The sequence below is a fragment of the Variovorax sp. 10N420 genome (genome assembly GCF_056394705.1).
Map to the genome: position 1 here is coordinate 235,101 of NZ_JBFTIJ010000004.1, position 16,700 is coordinate 251,800.

Sequence of the window (16,700 nt, forward strand, 5' to 3'; positions counted from 1 at the left end):
CCACCGCGCAGGCGGCGACCGCCGGATGGCTTGCGATCAAAGCTTCGACTTCCGGTGGATACACATTGAAGCCGGATCGGATGATCAACTCCTTGGTGTGCGGCCTCGATCAGTGCGGGCGCGACCGGCTTTTGCCGCGCCCAAGGGCGGAGCACGTGAGACATGCGTGCGGGCAGCGAGGCGAGCTGTTCGGCGAGTGCACTGAGTGTTCTCATCATCGCGACGTCCCTTGCGTTTATTTTTAGAACTGACCGCACCATAAGTTTGAAAAATGAACTCGTCAAGCGTAGAGTTGCGCCATGAAATGGACAGATCTGCAACAAGAGCATTGCTCGGTCGCACGGACCGTGTCAGTGATCGGAGACCGGTGGACGATGCTTGTGCTGCGCGACGCGTTTCTCGGTGTGCGCCGATTCGAGGACTTTCAGGAGCGACTGGGCATCTCGCGCCCCATGCTCGCTGATCGTCTGACCAAACTGGTCGATGCGGGGGTCTTCAAGAAGGTGGCCTATCAGGACTCTCCTGTGCGCTATGAGTACCGGTTGACGCCCAAGGGCATGGACCTCCATCCGGTATTGATGGCAGTGGTGCATTGGGGCGATGTCCACATGTCAGGAGAGGCCGGAAGGCCGCTGCTCCATCGTCACTCCGGATGCGGACACCTGTTCGATCCCGTGACGGTCTGCTCCGAATGCAATGAGGCTTTGCGAGCCAGGGATGTCGCAGTCGAGCGAGGACCTGGCGCGTAGATAGAAAAAGATAGAAAGATTGATTCGTATTTAGAATCGCCGACTGCAAGGCAGTCCCGTTGACGATTTGGGCCCTGCAAGCTTTCCTTCAGGAGTTCCATGAGTCGCTCGGAGTGCCCTCGTACGTTGCGTACGCCCATCGCATTGACCGTGATTGCCATGGCCTCCCTTCCGGCCACCGGGCAACAGTCGCCACCTGCGACATCCGAACAGCCGGCCGGCGCGCCATCATCTCCGGCGAGCACTTCGGTTCCGGCGACATTGCGCGAAGTGCAGGTTCAGGACACTGCCGACAACGGAAGCTTCGGCCCCAATCCGCTGTCGATCAGCCGGTTGCCTGCGGATCCGCACGATGTGCCGCAGTCGGTCACCATCATCAATCAGCCGCTGATGCAATCGCAGGGTGCCACCTCGCTGGCGAGTGCTCTGCGCAACGTCCCGGGCCTGACCATTGGTGCTGCTGAAGGTGGGCAAATCGGCACCAACATCAATCTCAACGGCTTTTCGGCTCGAACGGACATTTTCTTGGACGGTGCACGCGACCGTGGCCAGTACTACCGCGATACGTTTGCGCTGGACAGCATCGAGGTGCTGATGGGACCTTCGTCCATGTTGTTCGGTCGCGGTTCGACGGGTGGCGTGATCAACCAGGTCAGCAAGAAGCCGTCTCTGACACCCGCGGGGAACGCGGAGCTTTCAGTCACGAGCAACGGTCTTGTGCGGACGACTGTCGATGTGAATCGGCCGCTGTCGGAGACGTCGGCATTTCGCATCTCCGCAATGGGGCAGGAAGGTGATGCGTCGAATCGCGACCAAACGAGAATTCAGGACGTCGGCGTTGCCCCGTCGTTGAAGTTCGGCATCAACACGCCCACTCAGATCACCTTGTCTGCGTTACTTCAGCACAACCGCGACATGGCCGACTACGGGATTCCCCCGCTGAACGGCGCGCCGGCGCAGGTCGATCGGAACAATGCTTATGGATTCAACGACGATCGCACCGTTTCGGATATCGGCGCATTCAATGCAACGATCCTCCACAAGCTGACATCGACCAGTTCGATTCGCAACCAGACGCAGTACAACCAAGTCACGACCAACGCGACGGAGACCGCGCCGCAGGGCATCGGAACCGTGAGCGTCAGGGGCTATACGCCGTTTTCGACGGGGACCACAGCTTTCCCCGCCGCGGCAACCAGCACCTTGCCCCTCGGTCAGATGTGGGTTCGTCAACAGAGTCATGACCGGGACATCCGCGACACTTCGCTGTTCAACCTGACCGAATACAACACGAAATTCGAGACGGGCACGCTCAAGCACGCACTGCTGGTGGGGCTGGAACTCGGGCACGATACGTACAGGAACCAAGGCTACTACCGCAACGGCACCTGCGCCGGCATTCCGATGAATCCGGTGGGCGGAACAAGCGGCTATGTGTCTTGCACACCGCTTCTGAATCCCATCCCGTCCGATTCGCCTCTCAATGCGCCGGGGCTTCCTGGCAATCTTGCGACGGCAGCTGCCGACACGGTTGCGGGGTATGTCAACGACACGGTCGACCTCAGTCCTCAGTTCAAGCTCGTTGGCGGCGTGCGCCAGGACAACTATCGGGCCAGCATCAACAACACGGTGACGAGCGCGACAACCCTCGCCTACGAAAGGCAGACGGTCAACTACACCAGCGTCCGCGCCGGAGGCATCTGGCAACCGACTACCGAGCAGTCCTATTACGTCTCCTACAGCACCTCGTTCAATCCTTCGCTCGAGCAACTGGTGGCGACGACCGGGGCCACCCAGCCCTTGCCTCCACAGGAAAACAAGGCATACGAACTGGGCGGCAAGTGGGATGCCAATGGCGGCGCGCTGTCGATGACCGCTGCGGCCTTCAGCATCACGCAAGACAACGCGAGAGCGCAGAACTCCGACGGCACCTACTCCGCGACCGGCACCGTGCGTGTCAATGGCGCCCGCGCCGGCATTGCAGGGCGGATCACCGACGCCTTTCAGGTGTTCGGCGCCTATACCTTTCTCGACGGCACGATCGTCGACGGCATCGCCCCCGCGACCCAAGGCAACGTGCCGGCAAATACGCCCCGCAACGCCGCCAGCATTTGGGCCGTCTATACCGTCACCCCTCAGTGGGAATTTGGCGGCGGCGCCACTTACGTCGGGAGCCGTTATGCCTCCAACACCAACCTCGTCGCGGTAGGGAGCTACACGCGAATCGACGCAATGTTGGCCTATCACCAGCCTCACTACGATGTACGGCTCAACCTGTTCAATCTTTTTGACAAGCACTATTACGACGCCTTGATCCCGTCCGACGGCGGCCGGGCCGTCCCCGGCATGGCGCGCACCGCCATGCTGTCCGTGAACTACCGGTTCTGACGTCAATCCTCACCGCCATGCTGCTCTGTATTCCCCAGGTTCTCGATCCCGAGTCACTCAAAGCTGTTCGCGCGCGTCTGGATGCTGCAGGTGACGCATGGGTGGATGGCCGAGTCACAGCGGGGCACCAGGGCGCGGAGGTGAAGTTCAACCAGCAGATCGACGAACGGTCACAGGTGGCCAGGGACTGCCAGGCCATCGTGGTCGGTGCACTCGAACGCAATCCGCTCTTCATCAGCGCGGCGCTGCCCAACGTGCTGTATCCGCCGATGTTCAACCGCTACAGTGCCGGTATGACGTTTGGCCTGCACGTGGATGGCGGAGTGCGCATACATCCTCACAACGGGCGCAAGCTGCGCACCGATCTTTCCGCCACGTTGTTCCTCTCGCCGACCGATAGCTACGACGGCGGTGACCTGCAGATGGAAGACACCCATGGAATGCAGAACGTGAAGCTGGACGCCGGTGATATGGTCATCTATCCGGCGACCAGCCTGCACCAGGTGACTCCCGTCACAAGGGGCGTACGTCTCGCTTGCTTTTTCTGGGTGCAGAGCCTCATCCGTGACGCGGGAGACCGGGCGCTTCTTTTTGACCTCGACAACGCTATCCAGCGACTGAATCAGACCGGCGCAGACGAATCCGCGCGGCGGACGCTGGTCGGGACGTATCACAACCTTCTTCGCAAATGGAGCGACACGTAGGTCGTCCACATGAACACCGCTCACGATTTTTCAGCCGGCCCCGGTGGGACTGCATTCATGTCGTCCACGCCGCTTGACGAGCGCCTTCGAAGCCGGCAACGCCGCACTGCGCTCGTGCAATGGATTCGCAAGACTCACGGTTGGATCGGCCTGTGGGGCGCGATTCTCGGGTTGATTTTCGGCACGGCCGGCGTATGGCTGAACCACCGTGCGGTGCTCAAATTGCCGATGGCCCAGCAGCGCCTTAACGCGCAATTGTCATTGCCCGACCCGGCGCCGGCCAACGCCAAGGAGATGGCCACCTGGCTTCAGACGGCGCTGGGGCAGAGTGGCCCGCCGAACTCCATGCGCGTGGAACCTTCGAAACCGGTCGGCTGGGCGGAGAAAGGCAAGCACGCCAGCGCCTCCGCGCCCGAAGACGCGCCTCGTGAACCAGCCTTGATGCAGCCGGAACGCTGGGTCTTCAACTATGGCGGTCCCGATGCCATTGTTCAGGCGGAATACTGGCGCGGCAATCGCTCGGTGGGTGTCACGACCACCAGCAACGGGTTTGTCGCCACGCTCGCAAATCTGCACAAGGGGGTCGGCATGCCGGTCGCATGGATTCTGCTGGTGGACACGCTGGCGGGGAGTCTGATCTTCCTGTCGGTGTCTGGCGTGGCGCTGTGGATGCTGACCCATCGCCGTCGGCGCGTCGGCCTGACCATTTTTGGCACATCGGTCGTGCTCACACTCGGGTTGGTTTTGGCGCAGCTCTGACTCAGCGGCCTGTCTGGACCTTGATGCGGAGGGTGGCGACGTCCCAACCCCTGGCCTTCAGTCGCGACAGGAAAAGTGGCGCCAAGTGACGGAGCTTGGCCGCTGCGGCGCTGCCGCTGACCAACATGCACCATACATCTGCCTCCGCCGGCCCTGCCTTGATGGTGGGGCGCAGTTCGGCAGGGATCAGGTCCTGGATGGCAGCGAGCCGTTCGTTCGCGTCGCGCGCTCGGGCGGTCAGGCTCGCCAGGGTTGGCGACTCCTCGGTCGCCTGGAGCAAAGTGACGGCGTGATAGCGGCGGTTCATGGGCAAAGGTCTGGACTCAAGAGTTTGGACAAGGCGGCTAAAATCTGCGGTTTGCCGGCAATCCTGCGGGCCGGTCGGCTTGCTTTCCAGCAAAGCGCGCCCAAGTTCCTTCTCGTCTATCTTAGGGATTTCGGTCGAAGTGCCCGCATCCAGCGAGTGTCCTTCGATCTCCATTCATGGCCACCAACCTCCTGACCCAAATTTTCGGCAGTCGCAATGACCGGCTTCTGAAGCAGTATCGCAAGACGGTCGAACGCATCAACTCGCTGGAGCCGTCGTTCGAGAAGCTCGATGAAGCTGCGCTGCGCGGCAAGACGCAGGAGTTCAAGGATCGCGTTGCCAAGGGCGAATCGCTCGACGAACTCTTGCCAGAGGCTTTTGCGACGGTGCGCGAAGCATCCAAGCGGGTCATGAAGATGCGCCACTTCGACGTCCAGTTGCTGGGCGGCATGGCCCTCCACAACGGCAAGATCTCGGAGATGCGCACCGGTGAAGGTAAGACGCTGACGGCGACCCTTCCGGTCTACCTGAATGCGCTCACCGGCAAGGGCGTCCATGTGGTCACGGTGAACGACTACCTCGCCAGCCGCGATGCCACCTGGATGGGTCGGCTCTACAACTACCTCGGCCTTTCCGTCGGTATCAACCTGCCGCAAATGCCGCGCGAAGAAAAGCAGCAGGCCTACGGCAGCGACATCACCTACGGCACGAACAACGAGTACGGCTTCGACTACCTGCGCGACAACATGGTGTACGAGCCCGGCGATCGGGTTCAGCGCGGCTTGAACTACGCAATCGTCGACGAGGTTGACTCGATCCTTATCGACGAAGCCCGGACCCCGCTCATCATCAGCGGCCAGGCCGAAGACCACACGGACCTGTACCTTGCGATCAACAAGGTCGTGCCGCTCCTGGTTCGCCAGGAAGGCGAGGCTGATCCTCGCACCGGCGAAGGCGTTACCAAGCCTGGAGACTTCACGGTCGATGAAAAAACTCACCAGGTGTTCATGACCGAAGACGGCCACGAAAAGGCAGAGAAGATTCTTGCCGAGTTCAAGCTGCTTCCTGAAGGCGCCTCTCTCTACGACCCCGCCAACATCACGCTGATGCATCACTTGAATGCAGCGTTGCGCGCGCGGCATCTATATCACCGCGACCAGCACTACGTCGTGCAACAAGGCGAAGTGATCATCGTCGACGAGTTCACCGGCCGTTTGATGACTGGGCGGCGCTGGAGCGACGGCTTGCACCAGGCGGTTGAAGCCAAGGAAGGCGTCGAGATCCAGGCCGAGAACCAGACGCTCGCCTCGATCACCTTTCAGAACTATTTCCGCCTCTACGCAAAGCTCGCCGGCATGACCGGCACGGCCGACACCGAAGCGTACGAATTCCAGGAAATCTATGGTCTCGAGACCATGATCATCCCGCCGAATCGCCCGAGCAAGCGCGATGACCAGCTGGACCGCGTGTACAAGACCACGCGCGAAAAATACGAAGCTGCCATCCAGGACATTCGCGAGTGCTATGAGCGTGGCCAACCCGTGCTGGTCGGCACGTCGTCGATCGAAAACTCCGAAATCATCGCAGGCTTGCTCGAGAAAGCCGACCTGCCACACCAGGTTCTCAACGCGAAGCAACACGCACGCGAAGCGGACATCGTCGCGCAGGCCGGCCGCACCAAGATGATCACCATTGCAACCAACATGGCGGGCCGTGGTACCGACATTGTTCTGGGCGGAAATGTCGAGAAAGCCATCGAAGCGGTCGAAGCCAATGAAGAACTCGACGCCAGCGCCAAGGCTGCCGAGGTCGCCCGGCTTCGTGCCCAGTGGGAGAAGGATCACGAATTTGTGAAGTCGCTCGGCGGCTTGCGGATCATCGCCACCGAACGGCATGAATCTCGCCGCATCGACAACCAGCTGCGCGGCCGCTCGGGCCGGCAGGGCGACCCTGGCTCGTCCCGCTTCTATTTGAGCCTGGACGATCCGCTGATGCGCATCTTTGCCGGCGACCGCGTGAAGGCGATCATGGATCGCCTCAAGATGCCCGACGGCGAAGCCATCGAGGCGGGCATCGTGACGCGCAGTATCGAGAGTGCCCAGCGCAAGGTCGAGGCGCGCAACTTCGACATCCGCAAGCAGCTGCTCGAATACGACGATGTCTCGAACGACCAACGCAAGGTGATCTACCAGCAGCGCAATGACATCCTGGATGCGGGTGACCTCACCGCGCAAATCGGGGCGCTGCGCGAGGGCTGTTTCAACGATCTCGTTCGCCAGTACGTGCCCGCCGAGTCGGTCGAGGAGCAATGGGATCTCGCGGGCCTGGAAAAGACTCTCTCCGCGGACTGGCACCTCGAATTGCCGCTGCGGCAAGAGGTCGAGGCCGCCACGGCCATCGGCGACGAAGACGTTGTCGAAAAGGTCGTCGCCGAGGCCAACAAGGCATTCGATGCCAAGGTCGAGCTGATCGGGCAGGAGAACTTCACGCAGTTCGAGCGCATGGTTCTGTTGCAAAGCATCGATACACACTGGCGTGAGCACCTGGCTTCCCTTGATTACCTGCGGCAGGGCATTCACCTTCGCGGCTACGCGCAGAAGCAGCCGAAGCAAGAATACAAGCGCGAAGCTTTCGAGCTCTTCGGTCAATTGCTCGACTCCGTCAAGAACGAAGTGACCCGTCAACTCATGACCGTGCGCGTCCAGTCCAGCGAGCAGCTTGAGCAAGCTGCCGAAGCGATGGAAAGCCGAGGTGAGAACCTCGCGAACGTCACTTACACGGCGCCGACCGAGACCGGCGAAGTCGAAGTGCGCGTGGACGAGGAAAGCCTTCGCCGCCAGGCTGCCATGGGACTGGGCGCCGGCGCTGCCGCATTTGCGCGCGTCGGGCGCAACGATCCGTGCCCCTGCGGCAGTGGTAAAAAATTCAAGCATTGCCACGGCAAACTTTCTTGATATCGATCTGGAGGACGTCTGGATGCCCGTGAATCTCTCCGCCCCCGATCCCGCAGCGCTGCACGCTGTGCCAGGTGTTCGCATTGGCGTCGCCGAAGCCGGCGTGCGCAAGGCCAACCGCAAGGACCTGACTGTCGTGCTGATCGACGAAGGCGCCGCCGTGGGCGGCGTGTTCACGCAGAACCGGTTTTGCGCCGCGCCGGTTCAGGTCTGCCGCGATCACCTCGAGAAAAATTTCGGGATTCGCGCGATGCTCATCAACACGGGCAACGCGAACGCCGGAACGGGCGAGGACGGCCTGATGCGTACGCGTGCCACCTGTATTGCGCTTGCGCGGCAATTGAACCTGGCCCCTGCGCAGATTCTGCCTTTTTCCACTGGCGTGATCATGGAGCCGCTGCCTATCGACCGCATCGAGGCTGGTTTGCCTGCTGCCTTGGCCGATGCGAAGGCGACCAACTGGGCGCGCGCCGCAGAAGGCATCATGACGACCGATACGGTGCCCAAGGCCTTCAGCCGGCAAGTGATGATCGACGGGGCGACTGTCACGATCACCGGCATCAGCAAGGGTGCCGGGATGATCCGTCCGAACATGGCCACGATGCTCGGTTTCATGGCGACTGACGCGAAGATCGATGCATCGCTGATCCAGCCGCTCGCGAGGGCTCTGGCGGAAGCATCCTTCAATCGTGTGACGATCGATGGGGATACATCGACCAACGATTCGTTCGTGGTCATTGCGACGCAGAAGGCTGCCCACGGCACCATCACCTCGCTCGACTCCGCGGAGGGGCGCGCCTTGCTGGAGGCCATGCAGACTGTGGCTAGGCTACTGGCGCAAGCCATCGTCCGCGACGGCGAAGGTGCGACCAAGTTCATCACGATTCGTGTCGAAGGTGGCAAGGACGCTGCCGAGTGCCGGCAGGTGGCCTACGCGGTCGCGCATTCGCCATTGGTCAAGACCGCGTTCTATGCGAGCGACCCGAACCTTGGGCGTATCCTGGCGGCGGTCGGATACGCCGGCATTGCCGACCTGGACCAGACAGGCATCGACCTTTTCCTGGATGACGTGCACGTGGCGGTGAAGGGGGGTCGCAATCCGTCCTATCGTGAGGAAGACGGTCAACGGGTGATGAAGCAGAGCGAGATCCTGGTGCGCATTGCGCTTGGCCGCGGCGATGCTGCCGACACCGTCTGGACCTGCGACCTCAGCCACGACTACGTTTCGATCAACGCCGACTACAGGTCATGAACGAGAAGTTCGAACGCCTGATCGAGCGCGCCGAGCATCTGATGGGTCGCATCGAGTCGATCCTGCCGCAACCGTTGGCTGCGCCCGCCGACTGGAACGCATCCATCGCATGGCGCTACCGGCGACGCAGTTCTGGTCACGGCACGCTGGAACCTGTCCGCCATATTGCGACGATGCCACTCGACGCGCTGAAAGAAATCGATCTTCAGAAGGAAAAAATCGAGCGCAATACCCGTCAGTTCGTCGAAGGCAAGCCGGCCAATAACGTTCTGCTGACGGGTGCCCGCGGCACCGGGAAATCATCGCTGATCCGCGCCTGTCTTCATGCCTACGCGCCGCAGGGTCTGCGCCTGATCGAGGTCGACAAGGCCGAGTTGACCGACCTGCCGGACATCATCGAGGTCGTTTCGAATAGGCCCGAGAGATTCATCATCTTCAGCGATGACCTGAGCTTCGACGAGGGGGAGCCGGGCTATAAGGCGCTCAAGTCCATTCTGGACGGCTCCATCGCTGCGGCGACGCCCAACGTGTTGATCTACGCGACCAGCAACCGCCGTCATTTGCTCCCGGAGTACATGAAGGACAACCTCAGCTACACCCACACGGAGGACGGCGAAGTGCATCCTGGCGAAGTGATCGAAGAGAAGATTTCGCTCTCGGAGCGTTTCGGTCTCTGGGTGAGCTTCTATCCGTTCAGCCAGAACGAATACCTGACGATCGTCGCGCAGTGGCTTTCGTCGTTTGGCGTCGAAGCAAAAGCCATCGAGGCGGCGCGACCGGAGGCGCTCGTGTGGGCACTCGAAAGGGGTTCGCGCAGTGGACGCGTCGCCTACCAGTTCGCACGAGATTACGCGGGGCGCGCCTGATGCCCGCCAGCACAACCGCGCGCAAGCACACTGAGGTTGCCGTCGGCATCCTCATCCGTGAGGATGGCGCGCTGCTGCTGTCTACGCGACCCGAGGGGAAGCCCTACGCAGGCTACTGGGAGTTTCCAGGCGGCAAGATCGAAGCCGGTGAGACGGTCGAACAGGCATTGCGCCGCGAACTCCACGAAGAACTCGGCATCGCCATTGATTCCGCGGCCATTTGGAAAGTCACTGAGCACGACTATCCGCACGCGCTTGTTCGATTGCACTGGTGCAAGGTCATTGCATGGGCGGGCGACTTTGAAATGCGTGAAGGCCAGTCGATGTGCTGGCAACAATTGCCGCTCGATGTGGCGCCGGTGCTTCCCGGAGCGCTACCCGTCTTGGAGTGGCTCGCTGAAGAACGGACCCGGCCCAGCGTTATTTAAGCAGCGCTGACGCCCTCGCGCGTCATTGCCGCTTCGGGTCGCCGAAAGGATCGTCGTCCGGCGGCGCTTCCGCGGGCATCCTGAAATCTTCACTTGCCCATGCGCCGAGATCGATTCCCTTGCAGCGGGCGCTGCAGAATGGCCGATAAGGATTGCTTGGTGCGTAGGCGCTGTCTTGTCCGCACGCGGGACACTTGACGATGCGCTCGCCGAAAGAATTGACGGGGCTCATGCGCAGAGAGTCAGCTCGAATGGCGTGTCGTCCGTGCTCTGGCGCAAGCGATCGTCTGTCTCCTTGCGCATGAGCCGCACAGACACCATCAGGCGGTTTCCGCTGATTTCAGGAATCAGCCCCAGCTTGGGATCGATCTTCAAGCGCAACAGCTGAAAGCTACGGCCTTGCGGCAGAGTCTGCTGAAAATGCCCGTTCGCCGCCATGACCTTGTAAGGCACGTCCGCGTCACGCAGTAGTTTCAGCAGCAGATAAATCGATTCCGCCAAAGGCGCCAGCGTCGACGACCAACGTTCCAGATCGGCGCGTCGCTCGGGGGGGCGGCCGTTCTGCCACGCGAAATAGGCCGGGAGGTCGAATTCACAGGTGCCGCCGGGAATGCTTGCACGGCTGCGGATGCTCATGAGCCATTCGTTCTCGGTCAACGCCTGGCCGGCCTTGCCAGGCATGTTGTTGAGGGTTGTGAAGTTGCTCTCGAGCTTGCTGACCACCTGATCCAGCACCGACTCGGCAATCGCCGGGTTTCCCCGATAGCTGTTGAACACGTTCTTGTGCTTATCGAGGTCTCGCAGCAAATCGGCCTTGAGGTCGGCGCGCGCGGCCACATCCATGATCTCGAAGATCGTCACAAGTGCGTAGTGATGCAGCAGGGCCGAATCGGCAGGCACGAGTTCGCCAAGACGGCGAAACAGATGCTCCAGCCGCAAATAGGTCCGGATGCGCTCGTTGAATGGGTACTCGTAAAGGATCACGCGGGACGGCTTCCGATCAGAGACGATGATAGCGTCAAGATGGCTTCATCGACGGTTGCGGCACTATCTTACGAATTGCCTCCAGCATGACTTGGCCAAGCGCCAACTGACCATGCATCGACAGGTGGGTGTCGTTGGGAAAGTAGAAGTCACGGATTTTCGACTTCTGCTCCTGCGCGAACGTGAAAAGGTCCGGTCCCAAGCCTGCATGGTTGAAGGCCGTCACAAAATCTTTCGAGTGATCCGGCATGACGTAGGTTGTCGTCTTGTTGGGCACCACCATCCACATGATGGATCGGGAAGGGTGGGCTTTGTCGAAGGCGCTCATCTGTGCAACATTCTCGACAGTAAGCTCCCCGTTGTCGTCGTCTTCCTTGAAGAACAAGGCCTTCTCGCAAAAGCGGTTGCTGAACATCGAGCAGCCATCAGGCACGGGCCGCACCCAGGTCGCTTCGCCGGCCAGCGTTGTGCCTTCGGATTTCTTCGCGGCACGCGTATTCCGGTAAGTCGTGAGGCCGGAGGTCAGCTTGGCTTTCGAATTGAGTGCGAAACCAGGAACGTATTCGGGAGATTCGAAAAACGGCTTGGCCAGTGGCTCGATTGGTTTTTGCATCTTGGCGCACTTCTGCGTGTTGATCAGCCGATCTCGAAGCAGGCGTTCGACGCTCTCGACCACCACGACTTTGCCCTTGAAGCCGGCGCGGTCGAGCCATGCATCGAAGTCGTCGCAGAGGGACTCACCGAGTTCGCCCCAGTAAACGGTGGAGATCTTGTAGCCTTGTCTGGTGAGTACCGATTGCCAGCGGTAGGTCATGGAAAAGCTGTCGCCGATCACAAGAATGTCGGCCTGTGTGATGGGCGACCCTCGAAGATATTGAGGATCGACATGGGGCGGCTCCAACTGCCAGCCGAATTCGTGGTCCGATACCTGTCCAATTCTTGACAGGTCCCCATAAGGGATGGGCGTTCCCATCGTGATGAGCAGCATTGCGACCACAACGGCGAAGCCCGCCGCGAAGATCTGCAACCAAAGTTTTGCGGGCGTCATATCAGAACTGGAAATAGAGGAACGGGCTGTACGTACCCAACCTCGACACGCAAAGGCCAAAAAGGACGACAGTCACAAGCGCCATGAACGCAGTGAAAGCTGTCGCCGCACGCGGCCGCCCAGCAAGCGCCTGAGCCTGAGGGACCCAGCGCTGCAGCGTGATCGTCGGCGGTAGCGCAAGACAGATGAACAGGCCAACCAGCAAGGTCTGGAAGAACTCCGGTTTGCGAGACGGCACACGGCCGAATTCCTCGAAGGCGACGAGCGGCGCGCCATGCATTCCGAGCATTCCCTTGTAGATCTCGATCGCGGCATGCATGCTTTCCGCGCGAAACACGACCCAGGCAATCATGACGAAGACGAAGGTCAGGAACCAGCCAAGGACCCGTGCCGAACGCCCCGGCTTGGCGTTGCGACGCACCTTGGCATTCCAGAGATGGTTGACCGCAAGAAAGGCGCCGTGCAGGGCCCCCCATATGACGAACGTCCACGCAGCGCCATGCCATAGCCCGCCTAGCAGCATCGTGATGAAGAGGTTCAGGTACCGGCGCCCGGGCCCCTTGCGGTTGCCCCCCAAAGGAACGTACAGGTAGTCGCGAAGGAACGTTGACAGCGAAATGTGCCAGCGGCGCCAGAATTCGATGAGACTGGTCGACTTATAGGGGGAATTGAAATTGAGCGGCAACTGCACGCCCAGGCACAGCGACAAGCCCACGGCCATGTCTGAATATCCCGAAAAGTCGAAATAGATTTGAAGCGTGTACGCGAGCACCCCGAGCCAGGCCGTGTAGAGAGTGGGTACCGCGCCGTTGTGGACGCCCGTGAACATGAGGTCGGCGTATTCGCCCACCTTGTCGCCAATCAGCAGCTTCTTGGCCAGCCCGAATACGAAGATCGCCAAACCTAGTGCAACCTTGTTCAAGTCCACTCTGTAAGTCGCCGGATTGGCGAACTGCGGCATCATTTGCGCGTGATGCAGCACCGGACCCGCGATCAAGTGCGGAAAGTAGGTGACGAATAGCGCGTAGTGAATGAAGCTGCGCTCGTGGACCTTGTCTTGCCAGCAATCCACCAGGAAAGCGATCTGCGTGAACGTGTAGAAAGAGATGCCGATCGGCAGCGCAATATGCAGCAACGGCAGGGGTGTGAATCCGGCGACGGAAAGGCCTTCATTCACATTGGCCAAGAAGAAATTCGCGTACTTGAAGGTGGCGAGCACGCCAAGGTTGACCACGAGCGCGAAGACCAGCGTTCGCTTTCTGCTGGACAGAGTCCGCCCGGGGCCGTTCGTCAGGCGCAGCCCCGCCCAATAGTTGAAGCAGATCGATCCGATGAGCAGTGGGAGAGCGTTGATGCTCCACCAGCCATAGAAGAACAGTGAGGCCAGCGCGAGAAAACCGGCCGCAGCACGCGCATTTCGCTTTCCGATGAGGAAGAACCCGAAAAGGACTATCGGGAAATAGCAGAAGATGAACGCGTATGAATTGAAGAGCATCTTTGGGATCTGTCGCGGGGCTCATTGACGCGCCGCTTTCTTGTTGTCCGGCGCAGGGCCGGCTTAGCCACGGATTATCGCGTGCCCGCGACCGTCCACTGCTTCCAGAGACCCCGCACGACGGAAGAGAGTTCCGCAAGAGTCAACCGCTCGTTGTAGATCACCGCATCTGCTGCCGCCCTGCGCAAAGCACGATGGGCTTGTTGGGCAATCACCGCGCGGACTGCATCGGGCGTCCAGCCTGACCTTGCGATCACGCGTTCGAGTTGCGTCTGTTCGCTGGCGTCGATCACCAGAACGCGATCGACGATGCCACGCCAACGCTTTGATTCCACCAGCAGCGGCACGTCGAACACGATGGGTTGTCCTGTGACCGCTGCGGCAGCTTGGCGCTCGCACTCCACTCCAATCAGCGGATGCAGGATGGTTTCCAGCCGCCTCTTGGACATGGGGTCGAGAAACGCGATTTCCCTCATGCGCGCGCGGTCCATGCTGCCTTCGGGCGTGACGATGGAGCGGCCGAATTCGGCTTCCAATGCGGGCATCGCAGCGCCGCCCGGCGCAGTCATCGCTCTCGCGATGGCATCGGTATCGACCAGATTCGCGCCCAGCGCAACCAGTTCGGAGGCGACCGTGCTCTTGCCGCTTCCTATGCCGCCGGTCAGCCCGATGCGCATGATTCGAGTGTCCTTCTCAAAGGCCAACCACTCGGAGAATCGCATCGGGGCCGAAGACCATGGCGGTGAAGCCCGCACCCGCGAGGAACGGCCCGAACGGCACGTAGCCGCCTTCGCGAAGCTTGCTGTTGATCTTGAGTGCGACTCCGACGATCACGCCGATGACCGATGCCATCAGGATGATCGGTATCAAGGCCTGCCAGCCGAACCAGGCGCCGAATGCAGCAAACAGCTTGAAGTCGCCGTAGCCCATCCCTTCCTTCCCTGTCGTCAGTTTGAACAGCCAATAGACGGCCCAGAGCGAACAGTAGCCGGCAACCGCCCCCCAGATGGCGTTCGTTATCGAAGTTCCGGTGAAGCCGGCCATCGACGCCAGCAACCCTGCCCATAGCAACGGAAGTGTGATGTCGTCAGGCAGGAGGGTCGTATCCCAGTCGATCAGCGCCAACGCCAGCAAGGCTGCTGCGAATCCACACCATGCGAGGCCCCCAAGGGAGCCTGGCATGCGCCAGACGCACCACGCGAAGAGCGCAGCCGTCACCAGTTCGACCACCGGATAACGCATGCTGATGGTCGTCTTGCATGCCGAACACTTCCCGCGCAGAAGCAGATAGCTGAGCACTGGAATGTTCTCGTACCAGCGAATGACGTGGCCGCATTGTTGGCAGCGCGAGTGCGGCACCATCAGATTGAAACGCTCCGCGGACGGAGGCTCCGAATCATTCAGGCTGGCGCAGTCGGCCGCCCATTGCTGCTCGAGCATTTTGGGCAAGCGATAGATGACGACATTCAGGAAGCTGCCGATCAACAATCCGAGCAAGCCGGCCAGTGCGGCATCCACCCCCTGCGAAACGAGCATCAGACGACCTGACCGAGCTTGAAGATGGGCAGATACATCGAAACGACGATTCCGCCGATGATCACCCCGAGGAACACGATGATGATGGGTTCCATCAGGCTCGAGAGACCGGCGACCATGTCATCGACTTCGCTCTCGTAGAAGTCTGCGGCTTTGCCCAGCATGTGGTCGATAGAGCCCGATTCCTCTCCGATAGCAGTCATCTGCAAGACCATCGAAGGGAACAGATTGGCGTTGGTCATCGCTGTGGTCAGGCTTGTGCCGGTCGACACTTCCTGCTGAATCTTGGTCGTGGCCTCCGCATAGACAGAGTTGCCGGAAGCACCACCGACCGAATCGAGTGCTTCGACCAGTGGGACGCCTGCTGCAAACATGGTGGCAAGTGTTCGCGTCCAGCGTGCGACGCACGACTTGTCGATGAGCGCGCCGAAGATCGGTAGGCGAAGCAGAAGCCGGTCCATGACTTTTTGAACGCGCTCGTTGCGCTTCCATGCTTGCAGGAAGAAGTACGTTCCACCGCCGATCACTCCGAAGATCAACCACCAGTAGGAGACGAAGAACTCGCTGATGCCCATGACGATCAGCGTCGGGGCAGGCAAGTCTGCGCCGAAGGACGTGAACACCTGCTTGAACGCGGGGATCACGAAGATCATGATGATCGCCACGACCACGAACGCAACCACGATCACGGAAGTCGGATACATCAGGGCCGATTTGATCTTCGACTTGATCGCCTCCGTCTTCTCCATGTAAGTGGCCAGGCGGTCGAGCAGGTCCTCAAGAATACCGGCGGCCTCGCCGGCCTCGACGAGATTGCAGTAGAGGTTGTCGAAGTACTTCGGGAACTTGCGAAAGGCGGCGGAGAGGGAGGTGCCGGTTTCCACGTCGCTGCGAATGTCGTTCAGCAGCTTGGCCACGCTCGGATTGGCGTTCCCGCGGCCCACGATATCGAAGGCTTGCAGCAGGGGGACGCCCGCCTTCATCATCGTTGCCAACTGGCGCGTGAAGATGGCGATGTCCTTCGGCTTGATCGCCTTGCCGGAGCGCATGCGACGCTTCTTGATCTTCGTCGTCAGCACGCCTTGCCGTCGAAGCGCCGCCTGTACCTGGTTTTCGCCAGCAGCCCGGACCTCGCCGCGGACTGTCTTTCCGCTGCGGTCTTTGCCTTCCCACTCGAATACGTATTCCTTGAGCGTTCGGTTTGATGCTGCTGCCGTTGCCATTGATTCT

At 60.6% G+C, this 16,700-nt stretch carries 16 protein-coding genes; 8 read left to right on the plus strand and 8 right to left on the minus strand.

Features of this window, described 5'->3' with window-relative positions:
* Nucleotides 1-299: 299 nt before the first annotated feature.
* The 4 genes from AC1DEK_RS12240 (at nt 300) to AC1DEK_RS12255 (ending at nt 4,600) form a co-directional block, all read left to right on the plus strand.
* Entirely contained in the window at nt 300-749 is a 450-nt protein-coding gene (locus AC1DEK_RS12240; RefSeq protein WP_478125500.1) for a winged helix-turn-helix transcriptional regulator, read from the plus strand.
* A gap of 99 nt (nt 750-848) precedes the next feature.
* Complete coding sequence (locus tag AC1DEK_RS12245; RefSeq protein WP_478125501.1) at nt 849-3,137, plus strand: TonB-dependent receptor; 2,289 nt, start codon at nt 849-851, stop codon at nt 3,135-3,137.
* Nucleotides 3,138-3,154: 17 nt separating this feature from the next.
* Entirely contained in the window at nt 3,155-3,841 is a 687-nt protein-coding gene (locus AC1DEK_RS12250) for a Fe2+-dependent dioxygenase (protein ID WP_478125502.1), read from the plus strand.
* A gap of 114 nt (nt 3,842-3,955) precedes the next feature.
* Nucleotides 3,956-4,600: a PepSY-associated TM helix domain-containing protein gene (locus AC1DEK_RS12255; protein WP_478125503.1), complete on the plus strand. Its 645-nt coding sequence runs from the start codon at nt 3,956-3,958 to the stop codon at nt 4,598-4,600.
* 1 nt (nt 4,601) lies between these two features.
* Here AC1DEK_RS12255 and AC1DEK_RS12260 read toward each other — a convergent pair whose 3' ends face one another.
* Complete coding sequence (locus tag AC1DEK_RS12260) at nt 4,602-4,907, minus strand: hypothetical protein (RefSeq protein ID WP_478125836.1); 306 nt, start codon at nt 4,905-4,907, stop codon at nt 4,602-4,604.
* A gap of 176 nt (nt 4,908-5,083) precedes the next feature.
* Between AC1DEK_RS12260 and secA the strand changes: the two genes are divergently transcribed.
* The 4 genes from secA to AC1DEK_RS12280 are packed head-to-tail and all read left to right on the plus strand — an operon-like array spanning nt 5,084 to nt 10,407.
* On the plus strand, nt 5,084-7,861 hold the full coding sequence (secA, locus tag AC1DEK_RS12265) for a preprotein translocase subunit SecA (protein WP_478125504.1): 2,778 nt from the start codon (nt 5,084-5,086) through the stop codon (nt 7,859-7,861).
* A gap of 22 nt (nt 7,862-7,883) precedes the next feature.
* On the plus strand, nt 7,884-9,113 hold the full coding sequence (argJ, locus tag AC1DEK_RS12270) for a bifunctional glutamate N-acetyltransferase/amino-acid acetyltransferase ArgJ (RefSeq protein WP_478125505.1): 1,230 nt from the start codon (nt 7,884-7,886) through the stop codon (nt 9,111-9,113).
* Complete coding sequence (locus AC1DEK_RS12275; RefSeq protein ID WP_478125506.1) at nt 9,110-9,979, plus strand: ATP-binding protein; 870 nt, start codon at nt 9,110-9,112, stop codon at nt 9,977-9,979. Before argJ ends, AC1DEK_RS12275 begins: the two co-directional genes overlap by 4 nt.
* Nucleotides 9,979-10,407 carry an NUDIX domain-containing protein gene (locus AC1DEK_RS12280; RefSeq protein WP_478125507.1) on the plus strand — a complete coding sequence of 143 codons (429 nt, stop codon included), beginning with the start codon at nt 9,979-9,981 and terminating at the stop codon, nt 10,405-10,407. Before AC1DEK_RS12275 ends, AC1DEK_RS12280 begins: the two co-directional genes overlap by 1 nt.
* A 22-nt stretch (nt 10,408-10,429) precedes the next feature.
* Here the strand turns inward: AC1DEK_RS12280 and AC1DEK_RS12285 are convergent, their stop codons facing one another.
* The 7 genes from AC1DEK_RS12285 to AC1DEK_RS12315 form a co-directional block, all read right to left on the minus strand.
* Nucleotides 10,430-10,639: a DNA gyrase inhibitor YacG gene (locus AC1DEK_RS12285; protein WP_478125508.1), complete on the minus strand. Its 210-nt coding sequence runs from the start codon at nt 10,637-10,639 to the stop codon at nt 10,430-10,432.
* Nucleotides 10,636-11,391 (minus strand): cell division protein ZapD, encoded by a 756-nt coding sequence (gene zapD / locus AC1DEK_RS12290; RefSeq protein WP_478125509.1) that lies wholly within the window; start codon nt 11,389-11,391, stop codon nt 10,636-10,638. The genes AC1DEK_RS12285 and zapD overlap by 4 nt, the downstream gene beginning before the upstream one ends.
* A gap of 34 nt (nt 11,392-11,425) precedes the next feature.
* Nucleotides 11,426-12,439 carry a hypothetical protein gene (locus tag AC1DEK_RS12295; protein ID WP_478125510.1) on the minus strand — a complete coding sequence of 338 codons (1,014 nt, stop codon included), beginning with the start codon at nt 12,437-12,439 and terminating at the stop codon, nt 11,426-11,428.
* Nucleotide 12,440: 1 nt separating this feature from the next.
* The gene (locus AC1DEK_RS12300) at nt 12,441-13,934 is read right to left on the minus strand and encodes an MBOAT family O-acyltransferase (RefSeq protein WP_478125511.1); all 1,494 of its coding nucleotides are present in this window, start codon (nt 13,932-13,934) and stop codon (nt 12,441-12,443) included.
* 74 nt (nt 13,935-14,008) lie between these two features.
* On the minus strand, nt 14,009-14,611 hold the full coding sequence (gene coaE, locus AC1DEK_RS12305) for a dephospho-CoA kinase (protein WP_478125512.1): 603 nt from the start codon (nt 14,609-14,611) through the stop codon (nt 14,009-14,011).
* A gap of 16 nt (nt 14,612-14,627) precedes the next feature.
* Complete coding sequence (locus AC1DEK_RS12310; RefSeq protein WP_478125513.1) at nt 14,628-15,470, minus strand: prepilin peptidase; 843 nt, start codon at nt 15,468-15,470, stop codon at nt 14,628-14,630.
* Nucleotides 15,470-16,693 carry a type II secretion system F family protein gene (locus tag AC1DEK_RS12315; RefSeq protein ID WP_478125514.1) on the minus strand — a complete coding sequence of 408 codons (1,224 nt, stop codon included), beginning with the start codon at nt 16,691-16,693 and terminating at the stop codon, nt 15,470-15,472. Before AC1DEK_RS12315 ends, AC1DEK_RS12310 begins: the two co-directional genes overlap by 1 nt.
* Nucleotides 16,694-16,700 lie beyond the last annotated feature (7 nt).